Origin of the sequence: Pseudomonas sp. R25(2017) (assembly GCF_002112565.1) — a bacterium.
GTDB classification, from domain to species: Bacteria; Pseudomonadota; Gammaproteobacteria; order Pseudomonadales; family Pseudomonadaceae; genus Aquipseudomonas; species Aquipseudomonas ekonensis.
The window spans coordinates 196,579-211,558 of the sequence record NZ_NEHZ01000012.1 but is presented as its reverse complement, the minus strand read 5'-3'; the positions used below and the strand labels follow the sequence as shown (position 1 = coordinate 211,558).

Annotated in this window: 12 protein-coding genes and 1 pseudogene; 1 reads left to right on the top strand and 12 read right to left on the bottom strand. The window is 63.8% G+C overall.

The window, feature by feature from the left end:
* Window positions 1-234: pseudogene (locus tag CAG31_RS17300) on the bottom strand (type VI secretion system tip protein VgrG); the annotation flags it as partial.
* A gap of 366 nt (window positions 235-600) precedes the next feature.
* Between CAG31_RS17300 and CAG31_RS17295 the strand changes: the two are divergent.
* A complete protein-coding gene (locus tag CAG31_RS17295; RefSeq protein ID WP_085583285.1) occupies window positions 601-1,902 on the top strand; it encodes an OprD family porin in 1,302 nt (433 codons plus the stop codon).
* Between the two features lie 59 nt (window positions 1,903-1,961).
* Here CAG31_RS17295 and CAG31_RS17290 read toward each other — a convergent pair whose 3' ends face one another.
* The 11 genes from CAG31_RS17290 to CAG31_RS17240 all read right to left on the bottom strand — a co-directional run bounded on the left by CAG31_RS17290 (window position 1,962) and on the right by CAG31_RS17240 (window position 14,685).
* Window positions 1,962-2,582, bottom strand: a complete 621-nt coding sequence (locus CAG31_RS17290) for a hypothetical protein (RefSeq protein WP_085583283.1) — start codon at window positions 2,580-2,582, stop codon at window positions 1,962-1,964.
* A 44-nt stretch (window positions 2,583-2,626) separates the two neighbouring features.
* Window positions 2,627-3,565 (bottom strand): carbohydrate kinase, encoded by a 939-nt coding sequence (locus CAG31_RS17285; protein ID WP_085583281.1) that lies wholly within the window; start codon window positions 3,563-3,565, stop codon window positions 2,627-2,629.
* 13 nt (window positions 3,566-3,578) lie between these two features.
* The gene (gene xylB, locus CAG31_RS17280) at window positions 3,579-5,075 is read right to left on the bottom strand and encodes a xylulokinase (RefSeq protein WP_085583278.1); all 1,497 of its coding nucleotides are present in this window, start codon (window positions 5,073-5,075) and stop codon (window positions 3,579-3,581) included.
* A 298-nt stretch (window positions 5,076-5,373) separates the two neighbouring features.
* Window positions 5,374-6,846 (bottom strand): mannitol dehydrogenase family protein, encoded by a 1,473-nt coding sequence (locus tag CAG31_RS17275; RefSeq protein ID WP_085583276.1) that lies wholly within the window; start codon window positions 6,844-6,846, stop codon window positions 5,374-5,376.
* Between the two features lie 16 nt (window positions 6,847-6,862).
* Window positions 6,863-7,966: an ABC transporter ATP-binding protein gene (locus CAG31_RS17270; protein ID WP_085583274.1), complete on the bottom strand. Its 1,104-nt coding sequence runs from the start codon at window positions 7,964-7,966 to the stop codon at window positions 6,863-6,865.
* 56 nt (window positions 7,967-8,022) lie between these two features.
* Window positions 8,023-8,853, bottom strand: a complete 831-nt coding sequence (locus tag CAG31_RS17265; protein WP_085583272.1) for a carbohydrate ABC transporter permease — start codon at window positions 8,851-8,853, stop codon at window positions 8,023-8,025.
* A gap of 8 nt (window positions 8,854-8,861) precedes the next feature.
* Window positions 8,862-9,788 carry a carbohydrate ABC transporter permease gene (locus CAG31_RS17260; protein WP_085583270.1) on the bottom strand — a complete coding sequence of 309 codons (927 nt, stop codon included), beginning with the start codon at window positions 9,786-9,788 and terminating at the stop codon, window positions 8,862-8,864.
* A 123-nt stretch (window positions 9,789-9,911) separates the two neighbouring features.
* The gene (locus CAG31_RS17255) at window positions 9,912-11,222 is read right to left on the bottom strand and encodes a sugar ABC transporter substrate-binding protein (protein ID WP_085583268.1); all 1,311 of its coding nucleotides are present in this window, start codon (window positions 11,220-11,222) and stop codon (window positions 9,912-9,914) included.
* A gap of 194 nt (window positions 11,223-11,416) precedes the next feature.
* Window positions 11,417-12,322 (bottom strand): AraC family transcriptional regulator, encoded by a 906-nt coding sequence (locus CAG31_RS17250; protein WP_085583266.1) that lies wholly within the window; start codon window positions 12,320-12,322, stop codon window positions 11,417-11,419.
* A 42-nt stretch (window positions 12,323-12,364) separates the two neighbouring features.
* Complete coding sequence (locus CAG31_RS17245) at window positions 12,365-13,258, bottom strand: phosphatidylinositol-specific phospholipase C domain-containing protein (RefSeq protein ID WP_085583264.1); 894 nt, start codon at window positions 13,256-13,258, stop codon at window positions 12,365-12,367.
* A gap of 119 nt (window positions 13,259-13,377) precedes the next feature.
* Window positions 13,378-14,685 carry a glycosyltransferase gene (locus tag CAG31_RS17240; RefSeq protein ID WP_085583262.1) on the bottom strand — a complete coding sequence of 436 codons (1,308 nt, stop codon included), beginning with the start codon at window positions 14,683-14,685 and terminating at the stop codon, window positions 13,378-13,380.
* Window positions 14,686-14,980 lie beyond the last annotated feature (295 nt).

The window sequence follows — 14,980 nt, the reverse complement described above, 5'->3', positions numbered from 1 at the left end:
CTCGATGCGGTACACCAGGCCGTGGATCTTGCCCTCGCCGGTGGCGCCGAAGGTGAGGACGCCGGGCTTGTGCAGCAGCTCTTCGAGGGCGAGGTCGGGGCGGGCGCTGACCAGTTCGAGATCGAAGCGGAACGGTTGGTTGAGGGCTTCGCGGCCGGTGAAGCTGAGCACCTGGAAGTCCGCGTTGGCGCCTTCGAGGGTGAGGGTGATGTGCGTAGCGTTGGCGTCCAGCATGCCTTCAATTCCGTCCTTTGGATAAGCAGGGTACGGATGGTGCAGGATTCGCCGACCTCGTACAACCCGAAAGTGCTGCAGGCAATCCCTGTGCACGGTCTAGGGAAAACCCTGAGAGAGGCTGTTTCGCCCAATGGATCCGGGGATTTGCTGAAGGGGCCACGCCGAGCCGGACCAGTGCGGCCGTTTGTGGGTGGCCGGTCGGTTTCAGACTAAAGTCGCCTGTGGCACGTCAAAGCCATCTGCCATCATTGCCGCACACCCCTGCGTGTCCTCTGCCTCCCGGCGCTTCGTTGCCTCGGGACGGGAGCTATTTTTCTGGCAAATTGCGCCGTCGCGCAAACGCTGTACTGTTGGAGCTTTTTCATGCGTCCCCCATTTCCCCTCATCACCGCCCGCCAGTCCTTCGGCTTCGGCGCCCTGGCGCTGTGCGCAGGTTTTTCCGCACAGGCCCAGGCCGCCGGGTTCTTCGAAGACACCACGGCGAAGATCGAATCGCGCACGGTGTACTTCAACCGCGATTTCCGTGATGGGCACACCGCCAACGATCAGGGCGCGTCCAAGCGCGAAGAGTCGGCCCAGGGCTTCATCCTCAACCTGCAATCGGGCTACACCGAAGGCACCGTCGGTTTCGGCCTCGACGCGTTGGGCATGGTCGGCTTCGCGCTCGACACCAGCCCCGACCGCAGCAACAGCGGCTTGCTGCCGTCCAGCGGCGAGAACCCGCGGGGTTCGAAGGATCAGTACGCGAAAATGGGCCTGACCGCCAAGGTGAAGGTCTCGGATACGGTGCTGAAATACGGCGCATTGCTGCCGGATCTGCCGCTGCTCAAGTACAACGATGGCCGCCTGCTGCCGACCATGTTCAACGGCGCCATGCTGACCTCGAAGGAAGTGAAAGACCTGACCTTCATGGCCGCACGCCTGGACAAGTACACCGCCCGGGACTCCACCGATTCCCAGGACATCCGCGTGCACTGCAAGAACAAGCGCTATGCGTGCAACGTCACCGCCGATCATTTCGACATGTACGGCCTGGACTACAAGATCAACGACCGCCTGACCGCGCAGTACCACTACGCCGAGCTGGAAGACATCTACCGCCAGCACTTCGTGGGCCTGTTGGCCAACCAGCCGCTGGGTGACGGCGTGCTGAAAGCCGATCTGCGCGTGCTCAAGAGCGCCGACAGCGGTGACGCGAAGGCCGGTTCCATCGACAACCGTGCGTTGAGCGGCATGCTGTCCTACGGCATCAGCGGTCACACCTTCAGCGCCGGTTGGCAGCGCATGAACGGCGACAATTCGATGCCGTACCTCGACGGCAGCAACCCGTACCTGGTCAACTACGTGCAGGTCAACGACTTCGCCGCCGCCCAGGAGCGTTCCTGGCAGCTGCGCTACGACTACGACTTCAAGGCCATCGGCATCAACGGCCTGAGCTTCCTGACCCGTTACGTCAACGGCGACCACATCAAGGTGCCGGGCAGCGATCAGGAAGGCAAAGAGTGGGAACGCGACAGCGAGCTCAAGTACGTGATCCAGACCGGCATGTTCAAGGACGTCAGCCTGCGTCTGCGCAACGCGACGTACCGCACCAACTACGAGAAGTTCGCCCGGGACGTGGACGAGACCCGGTTGATCGTGAGCTACAACTTTTCGGTGTTGTAAAACCGTTCAGGCCAATGACCATCGCGAGTTCGCTCGCGATGGTTTTTTATTGCCTGCGATCAGAGCCAATGCCAGAACCGGCTCCAGAACCCGCGATTCAAATCGTCCTTGCACGCCGCGTATTGCTGGCCGTACATGTCCGAGCGGCTCTGCACCTTGCGCGCCACCGGCGGCAGCCACGCCTTGCCGGCATACGTCTTCTGGCGAAAACCGCCCCAGCCTTCGTGGTAATTGAGGTACTGGTTGTAGGCGTCGTACTTGTACACGCCGTTGACCGACGTGGTCTTGTCCATGTACCAGCCGACGAAGTCGATGGCATCGTCGAAGTCTTCACGGTCGGCGCCATGGCGGCCGGTGCTTTTCTGGTAATCGGACCAGACCTCGTCCTTGGCCTGCGCATAACCCGATGCCGTTGTGACGCGGCCCCACGGGATCACCCACAACAGGTATTTGCGCGGGGTCTTGGCGTCGTAGCGATAGCCGGACTCCTGATACATGATCGCGAACGGCACCTGGATCGGCACGCCCCAACGCTTCTGCGTGACTTGGGCGGCGTCGTACCAATCGCTTTTCTCGCGGAAGATCTCGCAGAGGTTGTCCGGCGAACGCGGCGGCGATGTTCCGCAACCGGTCAGCAGTGCCGCCAATACCAAAAGTCCAGCCGTGCGCCCCGAATTCAAAAGCCGTCATCCCGTCTTGAAAAAAAGGGCGCCAGTCTACGCGGTCAGGTCAACTGATGGCGATAAGGCAAATCTGGACCGGTCTTGCTGCACGTCAGAGCGGCCGCCTGTACGGCAAACCTGAGCATGGCGTCGATCTGGTCGCGTTGCAGGTGCCGTACGCCGTCCACCGAATCCAGTTCATGTTCGGTCAGCCAGGTGATCAACGCGGCCTGGAAGGTATCGCCTGCGCCGACGGTATCGGCGATCTTCACCGGACTCACCGGCACCGACCATGAACCGTGGGCACGGCTGAACACCGTCGCGCCTTCACCGCCCCGGGTGAGGAACACCACCTGGCAACGGTGCGTGAGCCAGCCTTCGATCACCTGCTGCGGATCCTGCTCCGGATAGAGCAGGCGCAGATCCTCGTCGCTGACCTTGATCAGGTCGGCGTACTGCACCAGCGTCGCGATCCGCTTGCGCCACAGGTCGATGTTCGGCTCGGGATTGAGGCGCACGTTGGGGTCGAGGGTGATCAGGCGTCGGCCGCTTTCGCGCTGCACCAGCGCGAGCAGGGTGTCGGCCACCGGCTGCACCACCAGCGAGAACGAGCCGATGTGCAGCCCGCGCACTTGGGGGCCGAGCGTCGGCAGGTGGGCCAGGCTCAGTTGCCGGTCCGCGCAGCCTTCGCCACGGAAGCTGTAATGCGGCGAGCCATTGGCGCCCACCGCGACCATGGCCAGTGTGGTCGGCGCGGCGAAATCCACCAGATAATCCGGGCGTACGCCTTCGTCCTGCAGCACCTGCCGCAAGCGCCTGCCGAGGTAGTCGGTGGACAGCCCGGCGAACAGCGCCGAGTCCACGCCGAGTCGGCGCAAGCCCACCGCCACGTTGAACGGCGAGCCACCGGCAATCGCCTTGAAATTGACTTTCGATGCCTGCCCGCCGGCATCGTCTTCGCTGAAGAAATCGAACAGCGCTTCGCCACACACCAGGTACATAGTTGTTTGCTCTCTATAAGGTTGCGACATGCTGTCGATAGCGTTCATAGGCCTGTTGGAACGCCGCGACGTTGGCGGCGACCGGTAGGGTTTCACTGTTTGGGTCGAAGGTCACGCAGCGCTCGCACAAGTCCGCCAGCGACTGCTCGCGGCCGTTGCTCCACGAGGCGCACCACGCCGCCTGGATCGCTGCGCCCAGGGCGGCGGCTTCGCTGTGTTCGGGGCAGATCACCGGGGTGTCCATGATGTCGGCGACGACCTGCCGCCACACGGCGCTGTTCGATCCGCCGCCGATCAGGCAAATGCTGCGGCTTTGTAAACCATTGCGGCGCAGCAGATCCAGTCCGTAGCGCAAACCGAAGGTGGTGCCTTCGACGACGGCCCGGCACAGGTTGGCCGGCGTCAGGTTGTCCAGGGTCAGGCCGTGCAGGCTGCCGGTGGCGTGGGGCAGGGGAGGCACGCGTTCGCCGTTGAAGAACGGCAGCAGGCTCACGCCGTCCGCGCCGATGGGGGCCTGGGCCACGAGGGCGTTGAACCGTTCGAGGTCGAGGCCGAGCAGTTCACGGATGGCGCCGGTGGCGTTGGTCAGGTTCATGGTGCAGATCAGCGGCAGCCAACCGCCGCTGGAGGAGCAGAACGTGGCGACCGAAGCGTCCGGGCTGACCTGCGGCTGGTCGGCGTAGGCGCAGACCGTGCCGGAGGAGCCGAGGCTCATGGTGATCGTCCCTGGCCGGATGTTGCCGGTGCCGATGGCGCCCATCATGTTGTCGCCGCCGCCGCTGGACACGAGGGCGTTGGGGTTGATGCCCAGATGCTCGGCGATTGCCGGCAGGATCGTGCCGACCGGTTGATGGGCGTCGATCAGTTCCGGCAGCGCCGCTTGCAGGCGACCGCTGGGGTCGATGTCGCGCAGCAGTTGCAGGTCCCATTGCCGGGTGCGCACGTTGAAGTAACCGGTGCCGGACGCGTCGCCGTACTCGCTGCAGGCGCGGCCGGTGAGCCAGAAGTTGAGGTAGTCGTGGGGCAGCAGGATCCGGGCGATGCGTGAGAACACGGCCGGGTGCTGCTCGCAGGTCCACAACAGTTTCGACACGGTGTAGCCCGGCGCGATGACGAGGCCCAGGCGTTCCAGCGAACCCTGTTCGCCGCCCAGGTGGGCGAGCAGGCGGTCGTTTTCCGCCGTGGTTTCGGTGTCGCACCACAGCTTGGCCGGGCGCAGCGGCTGGCCGGTGTCGTCCAGCAACACCAGGCCGTGCTGTTGGCCGGAGACGCCGATGCCGAGGATCGCCTGGCCGTCCACGCCGGCCGCCCGCAACGCCTGGCGGGTGGCTTGGGCGAAGGCGTCCAGCCATTGGCCGGTGTCTTGCTCGCGGCGGCCGTTGGCGCCGCTGATCATTGTGTGTCCGGTGGCGCCCTGGCCCAGCACGGCGCCGCTGGCGGCGTCGAGGATGAGGGCCTTGGTGCCCTGGGTGCCGCAGTCGATGCCGAGGAAAAGTTGCGGGTGGGTCACGGAAAGATCCTCAGGGTGTGGGAGCCGTTGTGTTGATCATGCCCTGCGGTGCCTGGGCTGACGCCATCGCTGGCAAGTCGAATCGTCGCACCGCAGCTCCCACAGGGATTTGCTGCGAATGCAGAGTCAGCGTTCACTTCAGAATGGTGCGGGAGCAACTGCGCGCTACTTGGGCCGAAGCTTTCGCCAGCAGGCTGGCTCCCACAGGGATCTTAGGTGAATGCAGATGCTATGGTCGCCGCAGAACACTGTGGGAGCGGGCTTGCCCGCGATGACGTCAGTCGCCGCACCGCAAGACTCAACCCAACACCCGCTCCAGCGTCCGCGAAACCCCCACCTCCCGCAAGCTGTCGCAGCACCACTGGAACGCGGCCACGAACTCAGGCGATTGGGCGACCGCCGGGCCGAAGATCTCCTCCACGTCCAACAGCCGTTCGGCGATCAACCGGTCATCGGCCACCAGCGCCTGGCAGAACGCCGCCCGGGGATCGGGTATCGAGTAGGTCCGGCCTTGCTCGTCCACCCCTTTGAGGTACATCGCCCACGCCGCCACCACCAGCGCCGCCCGTTGGGTCTCCCGGCCGTCGGCGATCAAGCGGTTGAGGGTCGGCACGGTGAACTTGGGCAGCTTCGACGAGCCGTCCGAACACACCCGCTCCAGTTGGTCGGCAATCGCCCGGTTGGAGAACCGCGCCACCAGCGTGTCCTTGTATTCGCCCAGGTCGATGCCCGGCACCGGCGCCAGTTGCGGGGTGACGTCCAGGTCCATGTAGGCGCGCATGTAGCGCACGAACAACGGATCGGCCATGGTCTCGTGCACGAAGCGGTAGCCCTTGAGGAACCCCAGATAGGTCAGGGCCAAGTGACTGCCGTTGAGCAGCTTGATCTTCATTTCTTCATAGGGCGTGACGTCGTCGGTGAACTGCACGCCGACCTGTTCCCAGGCCGGGCGGCCGTTGACGAACTTGTCCTCCAGCACCCATTGCACGAAGGGCTCGCAGACCACCGGCCAGGCGTCGTCCACCGCGTGCTTGTCCGCCAGTTGCAGACGGTGCGCGGTGCTGGTCATGGGCGTGATGCGATCGACCATGGCGTTGGGGAAGCTGACGTGAGCGGCGATCCAGTCGTGCAGCCCTGCGTCATGCAGCGCCGCATAGGCCAGCAACGCCTTGCGGGTGACCGCGCCGTTGTGCGGCAGGTTATCGCAGGACATCACGGTGAACGCCGCCGTACCCGCCGCGCGCCGCCGGGCCAGCGCCGCGCAGAGGAAGCCGAACACGGTCGTCGGCTGTTCCGGATTCGCCAGGTCGTGCTGGATCGAAGGCAGGTGCGCCATGAACTCGCCGGTGCTGTCGTCGATGCAATAGCCGCCTTCGGTGATGGTCAGCGAGACGATGCGGATCTGCGGATCGGCCAGTCGGGCGATCAGGGCTTGCGCGCCATCTTCGGCCAGGAGCATGTCGCGGATCGCGCCGATGACGCGCACCTGCGTGTCGTCGCCGTCGCCGAGTTCGAACAGGGTGAACAGGTAGTCCTGCTCCTTGAGGTCATCGCGGGCGCGGCGGTCTTCGGCGCGCAGGCCGATGCCGCAGATGGCCCAGTCCAGCGCTTGCCCGGCGTTCATCAGCGCATCGGTGTAATACGCCTGATGGGCGCGGTGGAAGCCGCCGACGCCGATGTGGGCGATGCCCTGGCGCAGGTCGCCGAGGCCGTAGGCCGGCACGTTCACGTCGGCGGCGAGGCGGTTGAGGTTCTGGCGGTTGAGTTTCATCGGATCGGTCTCGCAGTCAGGCGGCCGCGCGCAGGGCGCGGGTGAGCGCCACGCCGTCGGCGTCGAACAGGTGGCAGTGGCTGGCGTTCAGGTGCAGGTTCAGGGTCTCGCCGTAACGGCTGGCCAGGTCGCCGCGCACCCGCAGGGTGAGGGGTTCGCCGCAGGCCGTGCGGACATGGCAATAGGTGTCGCTGCCCAGGCGTTCGCTGACGTCGGCGGTGACGGTCAGGGTGCAGTCGCCGGGCTGGGCCAGCTCCAGGTGCTCGGGGCGGATGCCCAGGGTCACGGCGCCGCCCACGCTCAGGTTGGCGGCATCGAGCGGCAGGCTGATGCGGGTGCCGGCGTCCAGCGAGACTTCGCAGCCCTGCGCATCGATGCGCGCCACCGTGCCCTTGAGGAAACCCATCTTCGGTGTGCCGAGGAAACCGGCGACGAACAGGTTGACCGGATGGTGGTACAGGTCCAGCGGCGAGCCGACCTGTTCGATCCTGCCGCCGTTGAGCACCACGACCTTGTCGGCCATGGTCATGGCTTCGACCTGATCGTGGGTCACGTAGATCATCGTGGCCTTCAGGTCCTTGTGCAGGCGCAGCAGCTCCAGGCGCATCTGCACGCGCAGGGCGGCGTCGAGGTTGGACAGCGGCTCGTCGAACAGGAAGATCTTCGGGTTGCGCACGATGGCCCGGCCGATGGCCACACGCTGGCGCTGGCCGCCGGAGAGTTGCTTGGGCTTGCGCTCCAGCATCGGCCCCAGTTCGAGGATCCGCGCCGCCTCGGCGACTTTCTTCTCGACTTCGGCCTTCGGCACACCGGCCAGGTCCAGGGCGAACGACATGTTCTTGCGCACGCTCATGTGCGGGTACAGGGCGTAGGTCTGGAACACCATCGCCAGGTCGCGCTTGGCCGGGCTGACTTCGGTGATGTCGCGCCCGTCCAGTTCGAGGGTGCCGCCGCTGACTTCTTCAAGGCCGGCGATCAGCCGCAGCAGAGTGGACTTGCCGCAGCCCGACGGGCCGACGAACACCACGAACTCGCGGTCGTTCACTTCAAGGTCGATGCCCTTGATGATGGAAAAGCCTTCGAAGCCTTTTTGCAGATTCTTGATTTTCAGGTTGGCCATGAGGATGGGCCTCCGCTATGTCTTGGCTTTTGTGTGGAAGTGGGTAGGGGCCGGAGTCATTTCACGGCGCCGAACGACAGGCCGCGCACCAACTGCTTCTGGCTGATCCAGCCGAAGATCAGGATCGGCGCGCAGGCCAGGGTCGAGACCGCCGACAACTTGGCCCAGAACAGCCCTTCGGGGCTGGAATAGGAGGCGATCAGCGCGGTCAGCGGCGCGGCTTTCGAGGAGGTCAGGTTCAGCGACCAGAACGCTTCGTTCCAGCACAGGATCAGCGACAGCAGCACGGTGGAGGCCAGGCCGCCCTTGGCGATGGGCAGCAGCACGCGGAGCATTTCCTGGGGCAGGGTGGCGCCGTCCAGGCGCGCGGCTTCGAGGATGTCCCGGGGGATGTCCTTGAAGTAGGTGTAAACCATCCAGATCACGATCGGCAGGTTGATCAGGGTGTAGATGGCGATCAGCGCGATCCGCGTGTCGAGCAGGCCGAAGCTCTTGGCCAGCAGGTAGACCGGCATCAGCACGCCCACCGGCGGCAGCATCTTGGTGGAGAGCATCCACAGCAGCGTGCCCTTGGTGCGCTGGGTCTCGTAGAACGCCATGGAGTAGGCCGCCGGCACCGCGATCAGCAGGCACAGGGCGGTGGCGCTGAACGAGATCACCACAGAGTTCCAGGCGAAGCTGAAGTAGTCGCTGCGCTCGTTGATGTGCAGGTAGTTCTCCAGGGTCGGGCTGAAGAGGAACTGCGGCGGCGTGGCGAACGCGTCGATTTCGGTCTTGAAGCTGGTCAGCGCCATCCAGAGGATCGGGAAGAAAATCACGATGGCGATGGCCCAGGCCAGGGTGCCGAGCAGCAGGCTTTGCAGGCGACGGGACTGTTGTAGGGTCATGGCGGGCCTCAGGCGTTGTCGGTCAGGTTTTTGCCGATCATCCGCACCAGGACGATCGCGGCGATGTTGGCGATGACCACGGCGATCAGGCCGCCCGCCGAGGCCATGCCGACGTCGAACTGCACCAGCGCCTGGTTGTAGATCAGGTAGGCGAGGTTGGTCGAGGCGTAGCCGGGGCCGCCGTTGGTGGTGGTGAAGATCTCGGCGAACACCGACAGCAGGAAAATGGTCTCGATCATCACCACCACCGCGATCGGCCGCGCCAGGTGCGGCAGGGTCAGGTGCCAGAAGATCGCGACGGGGCCGGCGCCGTCCAGGCGGGCGGCTTCCTTCTGTTCCTGGTCCAGGGACTGCATGGCGGTCATCAGGATCAGGATCGCGAAGGGCAGCCATTGCCACGAGACAATGATGATGATCGACAGCAGCGGGTAGTGGGCCAGCCAATCCACCGGCTGCGCGCCGAACAGCTTCCAGATGTAAGCGAGGATCCCGGACACCGGGTGGAAGATCAGGTTCTTCCAGATCAGTGCGCCGACCGTGGGCATGATGAAGAACGGCGAGATCAGCAGCACCCGCACCAGGCCCCGGCCGAAGAACTCGCTGGCCTCCAGCAGGGCGCTGATCAGCACGCCGAACACCACGCTGATCAGCAGCACGCTGCCCACCAGCAACAGCGTGTTGGCGGCGCCCGGCATGAAGCCCGAATCGGTCAGGAAGTAGGTGAAGTTCTCCAGCCCCGTGAATTCGTTTTCACCGGGGTAGAGCAGGTTGTAGCGGATCATCGAAAAGTACAGGGTCATGCCCAGCGGCACGATCATCCACAGCAGCAACAGGGCCACCGACGGGCTGACGAGGAACCAGCCGGGGTTGGCCACCCGCGGTTTGCGCGTGGGGCGGGACAGCTCGAGATGGGCTTTGGCGGTTGAAGTATTCATGGCATCGGGAACCGAGTCATACAGACCTATGGAGAATCTTGTGGGAGCCGGCCTGCCGGCGATGGCGTCAGTCCGCCGGGCAAGACAGTTGCTCCCACAGGAGGCAGAAACGGGTGGCGCGGGCTATTTGGGATACCCGGCGCGCTTCATTTCGCGTTCGGTGGTTTGCTGGGCGGCGGCCAGCGCCTGGTCGACCGTGCTCTGGCCGATCAGCGCCGCCGAGAACAGCTTGCCGACCTGGGTGCCCACGGCCTGGAACTCAGGGATGGTCACCAACTGGATGCCGATGTACGGCACCGGCTTGAGGGTCGGCTTGCCGGGATCGGCGGCCTTGAGCGACTCCAGCGTGACCTTGGCGAACGGCGCGGCGCTCATGTAGGCGTCGCTGTAGGTGGAGGCGCGGGTGCCCGGCGGCACGTTGGCGATCCCGTCCTTCTCGGCGACCAGCGCGCCGTACTCCTTGGAGGTGGCCCAGGCGCTGAAGGCCTTGGCCGCGTCCTTGGCCTTGGAACTGGTCGGGATCGCCAGCGCCCAGGAATACAGCCACGCCGAACCCTTGTCGGTGACCTGGTGCGGCGCAAACGTGAAGCCGACGTGGTCGGCGACCTTGCTCTGGGACTTGTCGGTGACGAACGAGCCGGCGACGCTGGCGTCGACCCAGATCGCGCATTTGCCGCTGTTGAAGAGTGCCAGGTTCTCGTTGAAGCCGTTGCTGGAGGCCCCCGGCGGGCCGGATTTCTTCATGGTGTCGACGTAGAAGTTCAGCGCGTTCTTCCATTCCGGGCCGCTGAATTCGGGCTTCCACTGCTCATCGAACCAGCGCGCGCCGTAGGCGTTGGCGACGGTGGTGATCAACGCGATGTTCTCGCCCCAGCCGGCCTTGCCCCGCAGGCACAGGCCGTACTGCTCCTTGTCCGGGTGGTTGAGCTTGCCGGCGAACTCGGCGATCTGCTCCCAGGTCGGGCGTTCGGGCATGGTCAGGCCGGCGTCCTTGAACAGGTCGGTGCGGTAGTAGGTCATCGAGCTTTCGGCGTAGAACGGCAAGGCGTACAGCGAACCCTTGACCGACAGCCCCTCGCGCACCGACGGGAACACATCGTCGAGGGCGTAGCTGGCCGGCAGGTCCTTCATCGGCTCCAGCCAGCCCTTGGCCCCCCAGAGTGCGGCTTCGTACATGCCGATGGTCAACACGTCGAACTGGCCACCCTGAGTGGCGATGTCGGTGGTCAGGCGTTGGCGCAGGACGTTTTCCTCCAGCACCACCCAGTTGAGCTTGATGTCCGGGTGCTCGGCCTCGAAGGTTTTCGACAGCCGCTGCATGCGGATCATGTCGCTGTTGTTGACGGTGGCGATGGTGAGGGTCTGGGCGCCGAGGCTGACGCCGCTCAGGGTCAGGCAGGTGAGGGCCAGCAGGGCTTTTGCGGTGGGTTGCATCGTGCACTCCTTTTCTGCGCCCGGCGGGCGGCAGAAGGACGGTTATTGTTTTTGTGTCTTCCGAAGGCAGGAAGAATGTGCACTGATTACAACCTTCAAACGCAGGGCAGACAAATCATCCCTAGCACTCTGACCGATACTTTTTTGCACTGGCGGTTGAGGCCGGGATGCGCCAGGGATTGAACCTGCGGGAATCAGCCCAGGTTCTGCTCGGTCAGGCGCTGCACCACCAGCCGGCGGTAGTGCGAAGGCGTCATGCCCTTGAGCTGCTGGAAGCGCCGGTTGAAGTTGGAGATGTTGTTGAAGCCCGACTCGAAGCACACCTCGGTCACCGGTTTGTCGCCGTCGGCCAGCAGTTCGCAGGACTTGCTGATCCGCAGCCGGTTGACGAACTCGATGAAGTTGCGCCCCGTGGCCTGCTTGAACACCCGGCTGAAGTAGGTCGGCTTGAGGCCCAGGTGGTCGGCGACTTCCTCCAGCGTCAGTTCCCGGGCGTAGTGGGCGAAGATGTAGTCCACGGCGCGGTTGGTGCGGTCGATGTTGTGCTCGTCCGCCAGTTGCGGGGTGGTGGCGCCGGACAGCAGCTGATAGTCGTCGCAGGTCGCCAGCAGCTCCATCAAGATGAAGAAATGGCCGAGGCGGGTGGTGCCGCGGCTGTCGGCGATCTTCTGCATCAGCGGCATGGCCTGGCGGATCGTGTGCGGGCAGCGGAACTCGATGCCGTACTGCGCCCGTTCCAGCAACGGGGTGAGGCTCTTGAGTTCGGCGAACACCTGAAAGCCGCTTTCGAACAGCTCGTCGGTGAAGTTGACCAGCATGTCGCGCTTCTCAACCACCTCGTCCTCGGCGACCTGGCTGATCCAGTTGTGCGGCAGGTTGGGTCCGGTGAGGAACAGGGTCTGGGGGTGGAAGTTGCCGATGTAGTCGCCGATGAACACCTTGCCCGAACTGGCGACGATCAGGTGCAGCTCGTATTCCTTGTGAAAGTGCCAGCGCACCAGCGGACACGGGAACCCGTGCTGGCGGTAGATGATGGACAACCCGTTGTGGTCATCCATCAGCTCATAGGAAGGGTCGGTCACGCGAGCGGTTCGGGTCATGGCTGGACGCCTTTGTGGTCATTGCCCGCGGATCATGCCCCGTCAGACAGCGGTTGCGCCAGCGCGCTCGCGCGCAAACTGCCGCTGGCGCTGGTCGGCCTTGATCAGGTTCATCGTCCGGCAATAGTCGACGATCCTCGTTTCCTCGATGAAATCGACATTGATGATGTTGCACTGCCGGGCCCAGTCGCTGGTGTCCGGGTCGAACCATTCGTTGAGCTTGTCATGGATGTCCACCGGCCCGCCCAGCGCGCTGTAGCTGGTGGCGGACAAGGACCAGGGGCGCCAGTTGCCGGGCGGATTGCGCAGCACGTTGGTGATGTGCTGATACAGTTCCTGGGTGTTGGTGGTGCCGCTTCCGCTCCATTCGTGGCGGATTTCATCAATGAACACGGAATGGTCGATGTCCGGATGCCGGCGGACCGCGGCCAGCACGCGTTGTTTGTCGCTGAGGCGTTTCAGGGTGCCCAGGCTGAGGTTGGCGTTAGTGGCCGGAATCAACCGATGACCCAGCAACTGGATCATCATCTTGTTGAAGTACGCATAGTCGAAGCTGTCGCCATCGGTCTTGTGAAAGTCCAGGATGACGAACTCATCCGGGTTTTCGTTCAGAAAGTTTTTGACGTCAGTGATCAGGTCGCCGAGCCGGCGAGAGTTGGGGAAGCCATTGTGGTGGATTCGGAACCGCTCAAGGCCCGACTCCTTGCTGTCGGCCATCAGGCGAATGTCCAGCACCCGCGCGCCGTTGTGCAGTTGCCGGTAGAACCTGTCGTGCTGGCACGCCAGCCAGTGGGCGGGCGGGCCGAAGAATGGGTAGGAAGCCCTCCAGTCACTGCCGGCATTGTGGGTGCCGGGCAGCGAAAGTTCATTGAGCGACAGAATGTCGAGGCGGGGGGTGGCCGCCATCCAGGCGTTGTTTGTGTAGGGGGGGCTCATGAAGCGACTCCTGCAATTCATGGTTTGATGAATGCGCCGATTTGTCTTTCGGCGCTTGCAGGGATTTATAAGTTGGTTGGGGAGGCATGCCAATTGAGTTGTTGATTCAAGTTGTTGGCTTATTGTTCGGCATGTAACTTGTTGCGGTTCTTTTCTTCGATCCATTGCGCCATGTACTGGGTGCTCTTCAATGTGTGATGACGCAACATGCCGCCAATGAAATTGTGACTTCTTAGTTTTGCCAGGTTTTGCCGGCATTGAGCGATCTTCTCGATCAGTGCGGCCGCATGCGTCGAGCGCCGGTAATGTTCCGCCAGTAGCGTGTTGCCGTGTGCCTGAGCGTTCTGCCAGCGTGACTCATCCGAATAGAGTTGCACCGCCTGCTCGGCAAGATCCTCAGCGGTGCAGGCAATGGCGCCGGGCCAGGGACGTTCGCGATGCATGGCCTCGGCGCCGATCGGGGTCGTCACGCTCGGCGTGCCGCAAAGCATGGCGTCCACCAGTTTGCCCTTGATGCCGGCGCCGAAGCGCAGCGGCGCCAAGCAGACCCGGGCGGCGGACATGACCTGCAAGGCATCCTCGGCCCAGTTCATGACATGAAAGCCCTGCGCCGCATTGTGCAGCGCGGTCGCTTTCGGCGGGGTGTAGGCCCCGTAGACATGCAGTTGAGCGCTCGGCAACCGGGCGCGGATGAGCGGCCAGAGCGTGTTTTTCATCCAGAGCACCGCATCCCAGTTCGGTGCGTGGCGAAAGTTGCCGATGCTCAGGAAGTGCGCCCGCTCGCCGAACGGTCTTGCCGGTTCGGCGGGTGCGTCCACCATCAACGGGCACCAGTGCAGCGCCTCCCGCGGCAGGTGGAACTGTTCCACCAGCAACTCGATCTCAACCTCGGACACCATCAGGTTCAGATCGCAGCGGTACAGCGCGGCGATCTCACGGCGGGCCAGATCGGTATCGGCCATCCGTTCGAACTCCTCGCGCAGGGCCGGCGCGAACAGTCCGGTGAAATCGTTGGCGTCGTCGCTGGCCTTCAAACGCTCCTTGAGGCGCTGATGGCGGGCGTGACGCAGGCTTTGCAGGTCGGAGGTCTCCAGCATCCGCAGAGCGTCCGGGCACTGCTTCTCGACGCGCCAGCCGAACTGCTCCTCCATCATGAACTGGTCGAACAGGACAATGTCCGGCGCCAGTTCACGGACGAACGTATCGAAGCTTTCGCTGTTGAGTTCGATCGGCACCTCGCGGATGCCCATGGCCGTGAGGTCCGCCTTGTGTTCGCCGGGGCCGGCGGGGCTGGCGAAGGTGATGTCCCAGCCTTCTTGCAGGAATGCCTCGAGGATCTGCATGACATGCCCGCTGGCCGCCGAGGAACGGGGTTCGGGCCAGACATAGCCTATGACCAGAACCTGAGTGGTGCGGGATTGATGCATGGACGGGCATTCCTTGAGGCAGGTGGGTGCGAATAAGCGCGTCATTAAACCACAGCCGACTCTGGATGGATCCCGGAACTCATGGAACGGCGGGACTGCTTCAAACGTTGGAAACTCACGTCAACTTTCGGTCGATGCGTTATTGCTGTTCGTGGGTGAGTTGTAAGTTTGTGTATTGTTTGTCTCTGCTGGTGACGAGGAAAACATATTCAACATTTGATGAGTGTGGGCGTTCTTGAATGTCGAGTAGTGTTTGTTTGGCGCGACGCGATTTATCTGCGAGTGCATGTATTCG

What these genes read in the sequence shown, in the direction of transcription:
- CAG31_RS17250 (WP_085583266.1), bottom strand. Translation starts at nt 12,322, where the DNA reads ATGACCCGAACCGCTCGCGTGACCGACCCTTCCTATGAGCTGATGGAT.
- CAG31_RS17295 (WP_085583285.1), top strand. Translation starts at nt 601, where the DNA reads ATGCGTCCCCCATTTCCCCTCATCACCGCCCGCCAGTCCTTCGGCTTC.
- CAG31_RS17270 (WP_085583274.1), bottom strand. Translation starts at nt 7,966, where the DNA reads ATGGCCAACCTGAAAATCAAGAATCTGCAAAAAGGCTTCGAAGGCTTT.
- CAG31_RS17240 (WP_085583262.1), bottom strand. Translation starts at nt 14,685, where the DNA reads ATGCATCAATCCCGCACCACTCAGGTTCTGGTCATAGGCTATGTCTGG.
- CAG31_RS17255 (WP_085583268.1), bottom strand. Translation starts at nt 11,222, where the DNA reads ATGCAACCCACCGCAAAAGCCCTGCTGGCCCTCACCTGCCTGACCCTG.
- CAG31_RS17245 (WP_085583264.1), bottom strand. Translation starts at nt 13,258, where the DNA reads ATGAGCCCCCCCTACACAAACAACGCCTGGATGGCGGCCACCCCCCGC.
- CAG31_RS17285 (WP_085583281.1), bottom strand. Translation starts at nt 3,565, where the DNA reads ATGTACCTGGTGTGTGGCGAAGCGCTGTTCGATTTCTTCAGCGAAGAC.
- CAG31_RS17275 (WP_085583276.1), bottom strand. Translation starts at nt 6,846, where the DNA reads ATGAAACTCAACCGCCAGAACCTCAACCGCCTCGCCGCCGACGTGAAC.
- CAG31_RS17265 (WP_085583272.1), bottom strand. Translation starts at nt 8,853, where the DNA reads ATGACCCTACAACAGTCCCGTCGCCTGCAAAGCCTGCTGCTCGGCACC.
- CAG31_RS17260 (WP_085583270.1), bottom strand. Translation starts at nt 9,788, where the DNA reads ATGAATACTTCAACCGCCAAAGCCCATCTCGAGCTGTCCCGCCCCACG.